The organism is Nocardia thailandica NBRC 100428, assembly GCF_000308795.1.
GTDB classification, from domain to species: Bacteria; Actinomycetota; Actinomycetes; order Mycobacteriales; family Mycobacteriaceae; genus Nocardia; species Nocardia thailandica.
The window spans coordinates 27,295-39,505 of the sequence record NZ_BAGK01000167.1; the positions used below are offsets into that span (position 1 = coordinate 27,295).

Sequence of the window (12,211 nt, forward strand, 5' to 3'; positions counted from 1 at the left end):
TCCAAAGGGTGTCAGCGCGCCGGATTCAGGCGGACGCTATGAAGTTGGGGGTGCGGCGGGAGCCGTCAGAACACGTTGAGGTTCGACCAGCCGCGCTGGTTGTGTGCGCCGACCATGAGGCCGAGCATTCCGGCGGGTGACCACACGCCGTACTGGTTGAGCATGTACTCCGAGGAGCGCTCGGCTTCGAGTGCCGGGCAGCCGAACAGTGTGCGGCCTTCGAATTCCTGAGAGTAGAAGTGGTGGTAGTGCGCGGTGAAGAACAGCGAGGTCTCGCCAAGCTGTTCGGTGCGGCCGAGGATCTGGCGCTCGATCGCGTTGCGGGTGCGGGTTTCGCTGGAGGAGCCGCGCCCCTTCTCGATGTAGCCGTGGGAGAAGTAGCAGTCCACGCCCGAGAGTGTCAGGGTGATCGCGGGGTCGCCGGCGCCGATGTGCCAATCGATGGCCGGCGCTGCGCCGTGTTCGGCGAGTTCGTCGAACAGCTTGCGGACCTGTCGCGCGATGTGGGTGGAGGCATTGTCACCCTGGCTGGTGACCGGCTCCTTCGACCCGTTGCGGGTCCATTCGCCGTGGTTGGAGATGACCGACGAGACCGACAGTGGCAGGCCGAGCGAGGCGGCTTCCTTGATCGTCCACACGCGCAGGTCGAAGTCGAGTTCGAGCTGCCGCGACATGTTCAGCTCCACCGTGTGGGGCTGGTTGCCGTAGTTGTTGCAGACGCCCTCGGTTTCGTCGCCCATAAACGCGACGTGCACGCCGGCGAGTTCTGGTGCGAGCATTTGCGCGAGCACCAGGTGCGCTTCGACGCCGCGGCGCCAGTTCGCGACGGCTTCCTCGGTGCCCTTCTTCCCGAGCTGGGGGTCAGCGACGAGGATCACGTATGTGCTGCCGTCGCGCCGCTGTACTGGTCTCGGCAGCGGGTGCGCGCGCAGGGCTTCCTGCCAGGCCGCCAACGTTTCCGGGGAAACATCGGTGGACCTGCGGCGACGGAATCGGGCGCTGTAAGCGTAGAGCTGGACGACATCACGGGTGCCGTTGTCGAGGCCCTTGGACTGCTGCCAGGTCGACATTCGGACGGTGTCGTCGACAACCTCGAATTCGGTCGCGTCCAGATTGAACAGCGCGAATACCGTCGACCAGTCGTCATTGATCGGGCCGTCGACGACGACGTTGTTGACGGTTGCGCCGTCGCTGGTGACGTCGATCGAGCCTTTGTTGATCGGGTCGCGGCTTGCGAGGTTCGCGACGTCGTCGGCCAGGCTCACGCGGCGGCCTCCCCGGTGTAGCAGCCGCACCGGTTACGGCAGTGGGCACGGAAGCGGGTCTCGGCGGCGTCACAGCCGTGCCGGACGGCGACGCGCCACAGATCGGACACCGGTCGGCCGCTGGCCAGATGCGTCTGGAACGCCGCGCGGTCGGCGTCGTCGAGCTGGGCCAGCCACACACCGGTTTTGCACAGCACCGGCTCGCGGCGAGCGACCTCGCTCAGATCGTCGGCGAAAGACATTCCAGCCTCCAAGATCGATTTACATCAATCGTAAAAGTGGAGGCAAACCCGGAATTTCTACGCAGCCTCAAGCAATTCGTCATCGGGGTCGTCGCGGTTACCCGGCAGCGAACCGAGTTTGATCCAGCGACGCCATTTCCGTTCTTCGGTGACGAGCAGGTAGCGGACGGCGTCGATACCGTGGTCGTTGAGTTTCACGACCTGGTCCTTGCCCTCTTCGCTGGCCTTGTCGTCCCAGACGTAGCTCGGGATCTCCTTCAGCAGCTCCGGGCAGCGGTCGGTGAATTTGAGCCGCTTCGCCGAGATCAGCGCCACCATGGTCCGGATCCCGTACAGCACGTCCTTGTGCGCCTTCAGCGACGACACCCCGTCCTGCTTGAGCTGGACGCGGAAGTCGGCGGCCGCGGCGTCGACGACGGTGCGGTAGCGGGCGCGGGGTGGGTTGTCCGGGTCGTCGTCGGGGTGGTGCGGCCCGGCCATCCACGTCCGAACGCCTTGGGACAGTTCGACGTTCGACCAGCGGGCTTCTTCTTTGCCTGCCTTGTACCGCCATTCGTCCATGCAGTACAGGACGTCGTCGACACCGTGGCCGATCATGACGGCGTGGGTCGGGTTGGTGGTGCCGTGGTCGATGCCGACGCCGAGGATCCACCGCATCTCCGGCAGGTCCTCCCAGCGGATGACGTGCTGGTCGCGGTCGTAGGTGTCGAACACAGCGCCCTCCGCGGCGACCCAGTCGCCCAGGATGAATCGTCGGTAGAAGACCCCGGTGAACTCGGCCTTCTTGCGGGCGATATAGGCCGGTTCGAGCTTCGGGTTGTCGTCCATCCAGAAGTGGAAGACCTTCAGGTCCATCTCCGGCTCGTCGGCGCGGTCGATGAACTTGGTCTTGAGGTAGTGCTCCGGGTTGTCGGGGTTGGTCGTGGCCAGCAGCCGCGCGCCAGGCACCGACAGGCGGCCTTGCAGCTGGGTCCAGAAGTTCTCCGGGATCAGCGTGGCTTCGTCGACCATGGCCAGGTAGGCGGTCAGGCCGCGGATCTTGGCTTCGGCGCCGACGTCGTTCGCGCCGACCAGGTGCACGACGCGGCCGAGGATGATCGCGGTGCTCGAGCCGCGGGTGTGGTGCACCGCGCGGGAGAACGCGCCGTAGATGGCTTCGTCCTTCATCGGCTCGACGATATTGCGTTCGATGGTCTGCAGCGTCCGGCCGACGATCAGGATCAAGCCGTTCGACGGGGCGCGGGCCACGGCGAGGAAGAACGCCACGATCGAGGCGATCGTCTTGCCAGAGCGGATCGCGCCGGTCCAGATGGCGGTGGACGCGGTCTCCGATTCGACGATCGACATGATCTGCTTGCGCGACATCGGCAGCGACGCGGGAATCGAGGCGGGCAGCTTCGTCACTCCGGCTCGCCCTCGTCTTCGCCCTCGGGTGCGGGTTCGGCGGCGTCCTCGGCTTCGTAGATGGCGTGCATGGTGTGCAGCGCCTCGACGAGCTGGGACACCATCGAGGTGGCGTCATCGCCGACGGTGGCCTTCGCCTCGGCGACCGCGCGGAGTTCGGCGGTCTTGTAGCTGCCGGTCAGCTTGGCGCGCTGGTCGATGATCGCCAGGGCGCGGTCGATCTTCCACGTGTCGCCGTGGGTGGCGTCATCCCAGATACCGGCCCACATCGCGTCGAGGCGGGACAGCTCGAGCGCGAGGTACTCCTCCGCGTTCTCGCGGGTGATCGCCGCGACGGCTTGGGTGATGTAGCGGCTCACGGTGGAGCTCGATACGCCGAACTCGGCGGCGATCTCGGATTGCGACTTGCCGGCGAGGCGCATCTGCAGTGCTCGGTCGCGTCGCTCTTGGGTCTCGACGAGCTTCTCGACGGGGACGGTCTTCTTTCGGGCCATGACTGGCGGGACCTCCAGGGCGCGGCGGGCTCCTGGCCGGACTCGCGTTCTAGGTGGTGGGGACGGCCGCCGCCTGGGCGAGCCGGGAAAGCGGCACCACTCGGGTGCCGGTTGTTGCGTTAACGGGTTGGATCAGTGCCAGCCCGTGGTGGGTGTTGAGCACCCGGTAGGTGCCGGGGATGTCGGTCCGGTAGACGAGGTCACCAGGGGCGATCTTCATTTCCACACCTTCGGGAGACGCGCGTACGGGTCGACCCGCTCGGGGAGCAGGTTCAGCAGGTGCGCGGCCGTGATGAGGATGGCGGCGCGCACGAGCAGCGGATGCCGCTCCAGGCCGCGGTCGACGCCTTCGGAGAGCAGTTCGCCCTCGGGCGCGATGATTTCGAGTGCGGTGACGACGCCGGCCAGGGTGAGCCAGAGGTGCCCGGCGCGGATCTGGGAGCGCCGCACGGGCTATTCCTCTTCGTCGTGGATGACGATGTCGGGGAAGGTGAGGGCGGCGCGCCTCTGTTCGAGCATGCCGAGCTGTACGTGCGGTGGGACAGCGTCGTCGCGGGTGAACGTGCCCACCGCGGTCCAGATGTCGCCGTCCGCGTCGTAGCCGCGGCGTACCGCGATCACCATGTAGTCGGTGAGCAGTCCGGGCTCGTCGTCGCCGGGATCGTAGGCGCGCCAGACGGTGTCGATCGCGTCGGTCAGGGCGTCGTCGGCGGCCTGCTGTTCAGGGGTTCGTGGCATCGGCGGCCCACCTCAGCTTGTCGGGCGAGTAGCCGGACCAGTGGATGTCACCGACCACGACCACCGGGGTCTGCAGGTAGCCGAGTTCCCGGACAGCGGCGGCCGCGTCCGGGTCCTCGGTGACGTCGATCAGCGTGTACTCGGCCCCGAGCTGCTCCAGCTTCTTCTTCGTAGCGTTGCAGGGCTGGCAGTCGGGCTTGGTGTACACGGTGATCAAGATTCGGTCAGTTCCTTATTCAGTTGGTCGATTTCGGCCTCGGCGGCGGCCTGTGCCTCGGCAAGCGCTCGCTGCGCCCGCGCAAGGCGTAGCTCCGCGTCCAGCAGGCTGAACTGCGCGCTCTGCAGCGCCAGGGCGGCCTCGGCCGCCTCACGTTCGGGCGCGTCGAAGTAGCTCACGATGGCTCCAGCTCAGTAGATCTCGCGGTACCAGACGCCCCGCGCGTAGTTCGCGTACGACCAGGGGTTGAGGTCGTAGTTGCCGTGGACGCCGGTGTGCAGGTAGCCGTGCGGGCCCGCGTCCTCGTTGCACACCCAGTCGCCGGCGTTGCACACCGTCAAGACCGGGAAGTCGCCGAAGTCGGCGTCGGTGCCCGCGGCGCCAGCGAAGATCCCGATCAGCTCGGCGGGACCGGCGAGGGGGTTGCCGGCGAGGCCGTCGCCGCCGGGTCCAGCCGCGCGCTTGGGGTCGGAGACGAGGATCGCGGTGGCGTTGGGGACGTCCTTGTGCTGGGAGACCCAGACGTGGACGACCGCGGCGCCGCCGGAGTGGCCGAGGATCTTGATGTGGGAGCCGGGGCAGCGGCCGCGGTATTCCCAGAACAGCCGATTCAACTCGCGGACGCCGTCGTTGATGCTGATGCTGTTGTAGCCGACGGGCTGGTCCGAGGGGATGTACAGGGAGGGCTGGCCGAGGTTCGGCGGGAAGGTTTCCAGGTCGATCTGGAAGCCGCCGACGCCGAACGCGAACGTGTCCGGGCAGCCGCCGGGGCCGTCGGCGCTGGCCGCTGGTGCGGCGAGCAGGCTCGCGGTGATGGTGGACGCGGTCAGCGCGACAGCAGCGAGCAGCCGGGTGAGGGTGTGGATCATGGGGGCCTCCTGGCCTGGTGAAGCTGGGCCCGCCGGACTCCTAGGTAGCGGGAATGGTCCGGCGGGCGGGCCGCGGCGCGCTGTGCGCTGGCTCGCGGCCCCGCCACCTAGAGGCCCTGCGGCGCGCGCGGCGTGAGATCAGCGCGGCGGCCCCGAGTGCGGGAATGGGGCACGAGGGTGGTGGCGAAATCTGGGGTACTCGAGTACGGTCGTGGTAGACGCCCCCGCGAACGTTCACGTTGGCCGCCTCTTCGCTGAATGCGGTCTTGCCTCTGCCCCTCCGGGTTACGCGAGCGGGGGCTTCGCCATACCCTCAGGCGGCCGTGTCGAACGGCGAGCCGAAATCCTGTACACGCTGCGGGAATAGGTCTGCGGACCAGTCAGCGGTCAAGTGCAGCTTCTCCCGGCCGTTGACAACCGTCGGCATCTCGACCGAGAACCCGGCCAGCGCAGCAGACCATCGAGTGCCCGACTGGTCCATCGTCAGGTACATGCGGAAGTCGCTCTTGGTGCGGCCGTGGTCGATGATCGCTCGCGCGGGCGCCGAGCCGACAGGCATGGTCACGAACGACTCGCCGTCGGCGAAGGTGTGTACGAGGTTGAAGTCCTTGTCCCACAGCTTGACTTGGCGGCCGTCGCACGCAGTCAAGGCATCACACATCGTCGTCCTCCAGCCGGGTTTTGCGGCTGACCTTCACGAGGCGGGCGAAGACGGTGAGTGTGACCTGCACGGCTTGGTTGGCGCCGATCGTCATCTCGTGGACGGTGACAGGGGCTTCGCGCGGCACCAGGACGGGTTTCCCGTTGATGCGGACTTCGCGGGGGACGATGATACCTGCGGCGCCGGACCGGTCGTCGCTGTCGGTGTACTCGATGACTTCGATGTCGCAGCAATCGGGGATGTCGGCCATTCGGGTCTCCTGGTCTGTACGATCGCCGCGTGAAGAAGGGCTCCGATGCCGACTGGCTGCGGCGACTGGGGGAAATCGTTGTTGCGCACCGAGAATCGCTTGGAATCTCAAACCGTCACGAGTTCGCGCACCTGACCGGCCTTTCCTACCGGCTTCTCGGCGACCTTGAGCGCGGCCGCCGCGCGCTTCATCCGGCCACCTACGCGGTCCTTGAGAACGCGTTGGACTGGACTCCGGGCAGCGTGGACCGGATCGCGGATGGCAAGGACCCGGTTCGGCTTGTCCGGGTAGAAGCGCATGGTGACGAGGTGACCGTGATGTTGCAGTCGGTTCCTGACGAGGTGTTGATGGCTGAGCTAGGTCGTCGTTTGGCCGTGCGGCGGCAGATCGGGCTCCACGGTCGCGACGTCGAGTTCACCGGGTAGGTAGCGCCGACAGCCGCAGTCCGGGCCGCCTTTCGGGCACGCGCGGTCCAGCACCTCGGCGGGATCCTCGTATTCGTCTGCCCAGCGCAGCAGCGCGCGCTTCTCGCGGGTGCGCTGCGTTTGCTTGTCCGGCTGGTCGCCGCAGCCCTCGACGCAGCCGAAGCACTTGTGCATGTGCCCAGTGCCGCGGCCGTACACGAGCGGACGAGCGCCAGTCGCGCCGAGCATCCGAGCCACCGCGGCTAGACGCTGTGGGCGTCGTAGGCGAGCAGGACGTCCGGGTGCAGCGGATCGAGCACTCGGTCGATCTCGGAAACGAACCCGTCGACGTGGTCGGAATCCTCCAGACCGAAGTGGATGCCGATCGCCTCCGCGACGCACCGCACCGTTACTCCAGGTGCTTCTTCACGGTTCCAGATGTTCTCCACCAAGGTCCTTCCGGGGTCTCGCATGCGGCGTCATGACACCTGCACGGCAAACCGTCGAGGATGCATGGGACATTGATGTCCGCATCATCCGGGTAGCCGTGCTCGTCGCGCCAGGCCGCGGTCGCGCGCTTCTCGCGTCGACGGACGGCACTGTGCGTCGGCGGGCGGCAGCAGCCAGCCGAGCAGTTCGGGTGAACCATCATCGCCACGGAGCACCGCCAGATACATCTGAAAAAGAAACCCGCAGCTCAGTGGCCGAATCCGGCCGACCGGCGGATTACATCTGAAAAAGGGACCGCGCCGGCTACAGGCGCCCCCCGCGCGTCTTCGTCGTCAGGTGCCATGCCATGCAACGGCACTGGTACACCCTTCGCGCTGGGTTACCGCCGCCCGGCGGAATCTTCCACGTGCGGCCCTTGGCCTGCATCGCGGCCTCCCGCGTCGGGAAGGACCGCTTCTCAGGATGAGGGCACAAGTCGCGGTTCTGCTCGCGGGCATGGTTCGCGGCCTTCTCTTCGGTCTTGCCACGGGTGTGTCCCGTCCACGACTTGCCGCACGAGCAGGTCACGATGTAGTCATGCTGTCCGCGCTTCTCCAGCGTGTACGTGTGCGGCTCCACGCGGCCAGGATACCTAGGTGGGGAGCTGTATCGTGGTCCCCGTCTTCCACAGACCGGGCCTACCTACGGGCAAGGCGTCCCGGCTCTTTCATGACCGACCGGCTTCTACAGTCGTCCCGCCATATTGTCCGGCCGGATGGAGTCGAACCACCAATGCCCGAAGACAGCTGATTTACAGTCAGCCTGCACCACCAGGTGCACGACCGGTTGGGGTGACCGGTGGGCCTCGACCACTTCGGCTTCGGCCACAGTCGATCCAGGAGGAGTCGAACCTCCGACACACGCCGTATCAGGGCGCTGCTCTAACCACTGAGCTACAGACCGTGGGATAGCCCGGCTGCCCTTGCGGGGAGGTCGGGCCATTGCGGGCCTCCGCCAGGCTTCGAACCCGGAACCTGCCGATTACGAAACGGCTGCTCTGCCAGTTGAGCTACGGAGGCGTATGTCTGCCCGGCGCGACTCGAACGCGCGATTTCCTGCACCCAAGGCAGGCGGGATGGCCAAACTTCCCTACGGGCGGATGTTGATGCGGTGGCGGGATTCGAACCCGCGACTCTGGCTTATGAGACCAGCGAGGTAACCGAGCTGCTCCACACCGCAATGTATTCGCCGCGAGGTCCTGTTACCGCTGCCGCAGGTTCCGCGAATTCTCCCGGTCGCTACTCGGGAGCCGTATTGCGCGGTCCCCGCAGCCTCGCCGTCCGGCGAGTAATCTGCGGGGCCACTTCCGACCACATCCGCGAACGGGTCGGCTACAGATTCAACGATACGGCCGCGGTCAAACCGTTTCAGGAGAGTCCGATCGGGTCGCCGAGCACTGCGCCGTCCGTGTGCCGAAGCGGCCAGAATGTCTGTGGGTTGCCGTGCTCGTCCATGAACAGGATCCACTTGGTCCCGTCGCCGCGGATGCCTTCGATCCAGCCGGTGTGGGCCTGGAACTGCTCGCGGGACACCTCGTTGCCGGCGGCGTCGCAGTGGATGCGGGTGGCGATGGCCTCGGCGGGCTTGTAGCGGCCGATGGTGATGTTATGCATGGATGCTCCGGTGTGTTGTGCTGGAACATCCATCCAGCGAGGGTGTGGGTCAGACGCGCGGCGGCCAGTTCCAGTGGCCCGGCGTGGGGGTTTCCGCGAACGGGACGCGTTCCTTGTGGCTGGTGCCGTTGCGGTAGATGACGAACAGGTCCACGGTGTCGTCGCCGTAGACGTGGGTGACCTTCGCCGCGACCGGCTCGGGCAGGTGTTCGCCGCCGGGCGTGCCGAACGTCTGATAGTGGACGTCGCGGCTGATGGACGGTTTCTGGCTCATGTGCCCCCCGAGAGATTCGAACTCCCAACATCCTGATCCTAAGTCAGGCGCCTCTGCCAGTTGGGCCAGAGGGGCGGGCCCGGCCGAGTTTCGCTTCATTGAGAGGCGTAGCCGGGGTGCTACTACCCGGAGAAGCGTGTACACGTTCCGAGGTTCGCTTTGCCAGGACGGGGAGAATCGAACTCCCGACACGCGGGTTTGGAATCCGCTGCTCTGCCACTGAGCTACATCCCAATGTGACGGACGCTGGCTGTTTCTAGTACTGCGCCAGTCGTTTACAGGCACCCATCCGTCCAGGGGCCGCCCGTCGTCGTCACCGCGGCGGGGAGTGCGTGCCCCTGTTGCCCCGGCGACTCCCTGTCGCCGGACCGCGAAGTTAGTGGGTGGGGAGTTTCCTAGGCTCCGACCGGGGCATGGACCGTAAGGCATGTAGTCCCCGGTGCTGCGACTTGCCCGCTGAGGCATCGGTTTCCGGCCGCTAAGCCTTCCCTCAGGCACTTGCCCGTCGGGTTGCCGACATCGCACACATTCGCGGCCCGGTCACGCATTAGCCGCTCACTCTGTCACCACCAGCGTCGGCCGCTAAACCGACGCTTTGTGCCCCCCGCGCGATTCGAACGCGCATCTACGGCTGTTTGAAGGCCGCGCCTCTGCCGTTGGGCCAGAAGGGCAAATGTCCCCGCGCCCTGGAATTGAACCAGGTCCCTGACGCATCTTTCAGCGACCGCTCTACCGGTGAGCTAGCCGGGGACTATTCAGTTTTTGCCATGAGGGCTGTCGCCTGGTCGGGTCGCCGACTGGATTTTGAGACAGCTCACGCAGGGATAAAGATATCGGGCAGAATCCGAGAAACCGACGCACCAGATAACGATTCGGTAACGATGAATTCCACGCCAACTATAGTTGCGCTACGCCAACTTTAGTTGCCGCCACCCCCGACGCCGAGGCTGGTCACGACGTCACCTCCTCGGTGAGCTGCGCATCGAGGTACGCCTTCGCCCGCAGGATCAGCAAGGTGAGCGTGTCCAGCAGCGACCGCACCAACAGCAGGTCCCCGCGCGCCGTCGCGTTCTCGACCGCCGTCCCGTACCGGTGGATATCGGCCAGCACCGCGGCGCGCTGCCCGGCCGTCGGGTGATGCCACAGCCGATGGTCGGCCAGCCGCTCGGTCGTCGAGTCGCCGAGCAGGGTGTTGCAGTCCGGGCAGTAGTACATAATCAGCTCCACAACTCGGGCATGATGTCGACGAAGTCGTGGCGGGCCTGTCGAATGCGTTCGTTGTAGGCCGCGGTGCGTTCACGGAGCGCTTCATGCACCGCCTCCTCCTCCGGTGTCTGCGGAATCATCCGACGAAGGCCGTTCGGAAGCACTTCCCAGTAGTCCTCACTGGTCCGGCCCGGCGGGTACAGGATCGCCAACTCGGCGTCGGTGAAGCGCGGAGGCTCTTCTGACAGGCGGTCGACCAACTCCTGATAGTGGGCACGGCGCTCGGGCGGGCACTGCACGACGGAGTGGTCCATGTGGTAGCGCAGCGACGCGATCGCGAGATCATTGAAGCTCGCATCGAACTCGTCAAGGATCCAGTCGAGCGACATCGGCGGCAGGCCGGTCAGCTCACGGTATGTCTTGCCGCGGCCGTGGAGTTCGATGTCCCACCGCCACAGCGGGATGCACCACACATGCTCAGTCAACCGGCCGCGCGAGTGAGACCACCGCGACCCCGTCGACCACTCCGGATAGTGCGTCTGAATCGACATCCACCCGAGACGCGGGATGCTCAGCGACTTGTACATCAGCGGTCGTCCCCATTTCCTCCGAGCACGCCGCGCTCCCGGCGGGACGCGAGCTTCGCCAGGTTCGCGACCGCGATATCGCCCAGCGACAGGCCGAGTTCGTGGGCGGTCATCGCAACGTACCAGAGCAGGTCACCCAGCTCCTTACCCATCGCGTCCCGCTGCACGACGGTGAGCTCGCCGGCGTGGTCGCGCAGCAGCTTCTTCACCTTGCCCTGCACTTCCCCTGCTTCGCCGAGGCCCAGCGCGCAGTACAGCAAGCCCGTGAGCTCGCCCTGGCCGGGATAGATCGCAGTGTCGGCCGCGCGGGACTGGTACCCGTCCAACGTCTCAGCCAAGGTCGGTCTCCTTCGGGTTTGCGATCTCGATCAGGACATCGGCGTGACAGGATTTGTCGAGCGGGCACCAGCAAGCCAGGTCCCGGCCACCCAACTCGGCGCGCACGTGGGCGAGCAGTTCACCGCGGCCGAGGTTGTCCAGATCGCGGCCCAGGACGTACAGCCGGTACAGCTCGACGCACTGATCGCGGGTAGCGAGCCGCACGTCATGCCAGAACCCGACCGGTATTCCGGCGTCATCCGTGCCGGTGCAAAAGAAGGTCCGCTGCCCAGTGGTCTTGTGCAGGCGGCCCTCGTACTCCCAGTCGGCGGCGACGCCGGGGACACGGATCTGGGCCTGGCCGACGACGAACGGATTGCCCCACTTCGTGCCGCGCCCGACGTAGACGGCGCCGTCGGGCATCTTCCAGCCCTTCGTGCGTTTCCGCTGAATGCGCTCAGGCATAGTCGGCCTCCAGCCAGACCAGCCGGCGCGTCATCCGCGATCCCATGTAGGCCAGCCAGTACAGCGGGTGCCATCGGCTGACGCGCCGGTAGTGGTCCCCGCGGAGCTGGCGCACGTACCATCGGCCGTCCTCGCCCTCGCCGAGCAGGAGCAGGGTGTCGGCGCACACGCGGTCGGCGGTCTCGGTCCAGTGCTCAACGCGGTCAGCCACGGCCGTCCTCCTCGGTGGGGATGTACACGGCCAGCAGGGGGCCGCCGCAATCGGCGTGGCCCTCTAGGTCTGCGCCGTCGTAGCGCTCGTCCTCGTCGCCCCACGCCGCCCAATGGATGTGGTCGTGTGTGCCGCCGTCGATCTCGTCCTCGACTTCCGACGGGCTGCACGCGCGCCGCCAGATGCAGGGGTCGGGGTTCGGGCAGTCGACGTGGAACAGGATCGTGCCGACGGGGAGCGTGTCGGCCTCGGCGGCCGTGGTGATCTCGCGGGCGGGTGGACGCACGCCCGCGGCGAGGATGGACGCGGCGAGCTTCCCGCGGCGGTATTCCTGCATCGCGTGAGCGCGGTGCTCGAAGCTGGGCCAGTCGGGGCGCCGGTGGTACTCCCGCTCGTCCTCCGGCCAGGTTTCGACGTACGGGCCTCGGTCAAGGTTCAGGCCGCTGCCCAGGATCACGGCGGCCAGGGTGTCGCGGTCGCTCATCGTCGTCCTCCTCGGGTGGT

The 12,211-nt window shown here is 66.6% G+C and carries 23 protein-coding genes and 9 tRNA genes; 1 reads left to right on the top strand and 31 read right to left on the bottom strand.

The annotated features are described in order from the left end of the window. Nucleotides 1–65: 65 nt before the first annotated feature. From ON36_RS17440 to ON36_RS17490, 12 genes are all read right to left on the bottom strand, one after another. Entirely contained in the window at nt 66–1,265 is a 1,200-nt protein-coding gene (locus ON36_RS17440) for a hypothetical protein (protein ID WP_043654364.1), read from the bottom strand. After that, entirely contained in the window at nt 1,262–1,507 is a 246-nt protein-coding gene (locus ON36_RS17445; RefSeq protein ID WP_043654366.1) for a hypothetical protein, read from the bottom strand. Before ON36_RS17445 ends, ON36_RS17440 begins: the two co-directional genes overlap by 4 nt. 57 nt (nt 1,508–1,564) lie before the next feature. Further along, on the bottom strand, nt 1,565–2,911 hold the full coding sequence (locus tag ON36_RS17450) for a PBSX family phage terminase large subunit (RefSeq protein ID WP_245558116.1): 1,347 nt from the start codon (nt 2,909–2,911) through the stop codon (nt 1,565–1,567). Further along, nucleotides 2,908–3,405 carry a sigma factor-like helix-turn-helix DNA-binding protein gene (locus ON36_RS17455; RefSeq protein ID WP_043654369.1) on the bottom strand — a complete coding sequence of 166 codons (498 nt, stop codon included), beginning with the start codon at nt 3,403–3,405 and terminating at the stop codon, nt 2,908–2,910. The genes ON36_RS17450 and ON36_RS17455 overlap by 4 nt, the downstream gene beginning before the upstream one ends. A 49-nt stretch (nt 3,406–3,454) precedes the next feature. Beyond that, on the bottom strand, nt 3,455–3,625 hold the full coding sequence (locus ON36_RS34805) for a hypothetical protein (protein WP_157224908.1): 171 nt from the start codon (nt 3,623–3,625) through the stop codon (nt 3,455–3,457). Further along, nucleotides 3,622–3,855 (bottom strand): DUF7427 family protein, encoded by a 234-nt coding sequence (locus tag ON36_RS17460; RefSeq protein ID WP_218001213.1) that lies wholly within the window; start codon nt 3,853–3,855, stop codon nt 3,622–3,624. The genes ON36_RS34805 and ON36_RS17460 overlap by 4 nt, the downstream gene beginning before the upstream one ends. Before the next feature lie 3 nt (nt 3,856–3,858). Then, nucleotides 3,859–4,143, bottom strand: coding sequence for a hypothetical protein (locus ON36_RS17465; RefSeq protein WP_043654372.1), 285 nt, complete (start codon nt 4,141–4,143; stop codon nt 3,859–3,861). Continuing rightward, the gene (locus ON36_RS17470; RefSeq protein WP_043654375.1) at nt 4,127–4,363 is read right to left on the bottom strand and encodes a glutaredoxin family protein; all 237 of its coding nucleotides are present in this window, start codon (nt 4,361–4,363) and stop codon (nt 4,127–4,129) included. The genes ON36_RS17465 and ON36_RS17470 overlap by 17 nt, the downstream gene beginning before the upstream one ends. Then, nucleotides 4,357–4,539: a hypothetical protein gene (locus tag ON36_RS17475; protein ID WP_043654377.1), complete on the bottom strand. Its 183-nt coding sequence runs from the start codon at nt 4,537–4,539 to the stop codon at nt 4,357–4,359. The genes ON36_RS17470 and ON36_RS17475 overlap by 7 nt, the downstream gene beginning before the upstream one ends. Nucleotides 4,540–4,551: 12 nt before the next feature. Further along, nucleotides 4,552–5,229: a cutinase family protein gene (locus ON36_RS17480; protein WP_043654380.1), complete on the bottom strand. Its 678-nt coding sequence runs from the start codon at nt 5,227–5,229 to the stop codon at nt 4,552–4,554. A gap of 313 nt (nt 5,230–5,542) precedes the next feature. Next, nucleotides 5,543–5,890: a hypothetical protein gene (locus ON36_RS17485; RefSeq protein WP_043654383.1), complete on the bottom strand. Its 348-nt coding sequence runs from the start codon at nt 5,888–5,890 to the stop codon at nt 5,543–5,545. Then, the gene (locus ON36_RS17490) at nt 5,883–6,140 is read right to left on the bottom strand and encodes a hypothetical protein (protein WP_043654386.1); all 258 of its coding nucleotides are present in this window, start codon (nt 6,138–6,140) and stop codon (nt 5,883–5,885) included. The genes ON36_RS17485 and ON36_RS17490 overlap by 8 nt, the downstream gene beginning before the upstream one ends. 29 nt (nt 6,141–6,169) lie before the next feature. On the opposite strand from ON36_RS17490, the gene ON36_RS17495 reads away from it, so the two are divergent. After that, nucleotides 6,170–6,565 (top strand): helix-turn-helix domain-containing protein, encoded by a 396-nt coding sequence (locus tag ON36_RS17495; RefSeq protein WP_043654388.1) that lies wholly within the window; start codon nt 6,170–6,172, stop codon nt 6,563–6,565. Nucleotides 6,566–6,807: 242 nt separating this feature from the next. Here ON36_RS17495 and ON36_RS34810 read toward each other — a convergent pair whose 3' ends face one another. The 19 genes from ON36_RS34810 to ON36_RS17570 form a co-directional block, all read right to left on the bottom strand. Next, nucleotides 6,808–6,951 carry a hypothetical protein gene (locus tag ON36_RS34810; RefSeq protein ID WP_157224909.1) on the bottom strand — a complete coding sequence of 48 codons (144 nt, stop codon included), beginning with the start codon at nt 6,949–6,951 and terminating at the stop codon, nt 6,808–6,810. Nucleotides 6,952–7,297: 346 nt separating this feature from the next. Then, nucleotides 7,298–7,612 carry a hypothetical protein gene (locus ON36_RS34815; RefSeq protein ID WP_157224910.1) on the bottom strand — a complete coding sequence of 105 codons (315 nt, stop codon included), beginning with the start codon at nt 7,610–7,612 and terminating at the stop codon, nt 7,298–7,300. 127 nt (nt 7,613–7,739) lie between these two features. After that, nucleotides 7,740–7,819: transfer RNA gene (locus ON36_RS34820), tRNA-Tyr, on the bottom strand. Between the two features lie 44 nt (nt 7,820–7,863). Continuing rightward, nucleotides 7,864–7,936: transfer RNA gene (locus ON36_RS17500), tRNA-Ile, on the bottom strand. A gap of 43 nt (nt 7,937–7,979) precedes the next feature. Continuing rightward, nucleotides 7,980–8,052: transfer RNA gene (locus ON36_RS17505), tRNA-Thr, on the bottom strand. Between the two features lie 5 nt (nt 8,053–8,057). After that, nucleotides 8,058–8,132: transfer RNA gene (locus tag ON36_RS17510), tRNA-Pro, on the bottom strand. A gap of 6 nt (nt 8,133–8,138) precedes the next feature. Then, a tRNA-Met gene (locus tag ON36_RS17515) sits at nt 8,139–8,212 on the bottom strand. Nucleotides 8,213–8,400: 188 nt separating this feature from the next. Further along, complete coding sequence (locus tag ON36_RS17520; protein ID WP_052314086.1) at nt 8,401–8,646, bottom strand: hypothetical protein; 246 nt, start codon at nt 8,644–8,646, stop codon at nt 8,401–8,403. A gap of 49 nt (nt 8,647–8,695) precedes the next feature. Continuing rightward, the gene (locus ON36_RS17525; RefSeq protein WP_043654390.1) at nt 8,696–8,920 is read right to left on the bottom strand and encodes a hypothetical protein; all 225 of its coding nucleotides are present in this window, start codon (nt 8,918–8,920) and stop codon (nt 8,696–8,698) included. Between the two features lies 1 nt (nt 8,921). Further along, a tRNA-Leu gene (locus ON36_RS17530) sits at nt 8,922–8,995 on the bottom strand. A gap of 87 nt (nt 8,996–9,082) precedes the next feature. Then, a tRNA-Trp gene (locus tag ON36_RS17535) sits at nt 9,083–9,154 on the bottom strand. 364 nt (nt 9,155–9,518) lie between these two features. Beyond that, a tRNA-Leu gene (locus ON36_RS17540) sits at nt 9,519–9,591 on the bottom strand. Between the two features lie 3 nt (nt 9,592–9,594). After that, nucleotides 9,595–9,672, bottom strand: a tRNA-Phe gene (locus tag ON36_RS34825). A gap of 199 nt (nt 9,673–9,871) precedes the next feature. Then, nucleotides 9,872–10,147, bottom strand: a complete 276-nt coding sequence (locus ON36_RS17545) for a hypothetical protein (RefSeq protein ID WP_157224911.1) — start codon at nt 10,145–10,147, stop codon at nt 9,872–9,874. Then, complete coding sequence (locus ON36_RS17550) at nt 10,138–10,713, bottom strand: hypothetical protein (RefSeq protein ID WP_043654396.1); 576 nt, start codon at nt 10,711–10,713, stop codon at nt 10,138–10,140. The genes ON36_RS17545 and ON36_RS17550 overlap by 10 nt, the downstream gene beginning before the upstream one ends. After that, complete coding sequence (locus ON36_RS17555; RefSeq protein WP_043654399.1) at nt 10,713–11,051, bottom strand: nucleoside triphosphate pyrophosphohydrolase family protein; 339 nt, start codon at nt 11,049–11,051, stop codon at nt 10,713–10,715. Before ON36_RS17555 ends, ON36_RS17550 begins: the two co-directional genes overlap by 1 nt. Further along, nucleotides 11,044–11,496: a DUF4326 domain-containing protein gene (locus ON36_RS17560; RefSeq protein WP_043654402.1), complete on the bottom strand. Its 453-nt coding sequence runs from the start codon at nt 11,494–11,496 to the stop codon at nt 11,044–11,046. The genes ON36_RS17555 and ON36_RS17560 overlap by 8 nt, the downstream gene beginning before the upstream one ends. Beyond that, nucleotides 11,489–11,707: a hypothetical protein gene (locus ON36_RS17565; RefSeq protein WP_043654404.1), complete on the bottom strand. Its 219-nt coding sequence runs from the start codon at nt 11,705–11,707 to the stop codon at nt 11,489–11,491. Before ON36_RS17565 ends, ON36_RS17560 begins: the two co-directional genes overlap by 8 nt. Next, a complete protein-coding gene (locus tag ON36_RS17570) occupies nt 11,700–12,191 on the bottom strand; it encodes a hypothetical protein (protein WP_043654407.1) in 492 nt (163 codons plus the stop codon). Before ON36_RS17570 ends, ON36_RS17565 begins: the two co-directional genes overlap by 8 nt. Nucleotides 12,192–12,211 lie beyond the last annotated feature (20 nt).

What these genes read in the sequence shown, in the direction of transcription:
- ON36_RS17455 (WP_043654369.1), bottom strand. Translation starts at nt 3,405, where the DNA reads ATGGCCCGAAAGAAGACCGTCCCCGTCGAGAAGCTCGTCGAGACCCAA.
- ON36_RS17560 (WP_043654402.1), bottom strand. Translation starts at nt 11,496, where the DNA reads ATGCCTGAGCGCATTCAGCGGAAACGCACGAAGGGCTGGAAGATGCCC.
- ON36_RS17485 (WP_043654383.1), bottom strand. Translation starts at nt 5,890, where the DNA reads ATGTGTGATGCCTTGACTGCGTGCGACGGCCGCCAAGTCAAGCTGTGG.
- ON36_RS17465 (WP_043654372.1), bottom strand. Translation starts at nt 4,143, where the DNA reads ATGCCACGAACCCCTGAACAGCAGGCCGCCGACGACGCCCTGACCGAC.
- ON36_RS34805 (WP_157224908.1), bottom strand. Translation starts at nt 3,625, where the DNA reads ATGAAGATCGCCCCTGGTGACCTCGTCTACCGGACCGACATCCCCGGC.
- ON36_RS17480 (WP_043654380.1), bottom strand. Translation starts at nt 5,229, where the DNA reads ATGATCCACACCCTCACCCGGCTGCTCGCTGCTGTCGCGCTGACCGCG.
- ON36_RS17490 (WP_043654386.1), bottom strand. Translation starts at nt 6,140, where the DNA reads ATGGCCGACATCCCCGATTGCTGCGACATCGAAGTCATCGAGTACACC.
- ON36_RS17445 (WP_043654366.1), bottom strand. Translation starts at nt 1,507, where the DNA reads ATGTCTTTCGCCGACGATCTGAGCGAGGTCGCTCGCCGCGAGCCGGTG.
- ON36_RS17550 (WP_043654396.1), bottom strand. Translation starts at nt 10,713, where the DNA reads ATGTACAAGTCGCTGAGCATCCCGCGTCTCGGGTGGATGTCGATTCAG.
- ON36_RS17520 (WP_052314086.1), bottom strand. Translation starts at nt 8,646, where the DNA reads ATGCATAACATCACCATCGGCCGCTACAAGCCCGCCGAGGCCATCGCC.
- ON36_RS17525 (WP_043654390.1), bottom strand. Translation starts at nt 8,920, where the DNA reads ATGAGCCAGAAACCGTCCATCAGCCGCGACGTCCACTATCAGACGTTC.
- ON36_RS17570 (WP_043654407.1), bottom strand. Translation starts at nt 12,191, where the DNA reads ATGAGCGACCGCGACACCCTGGCCGCCGTGATCCTGGGCAGCGGCCTG.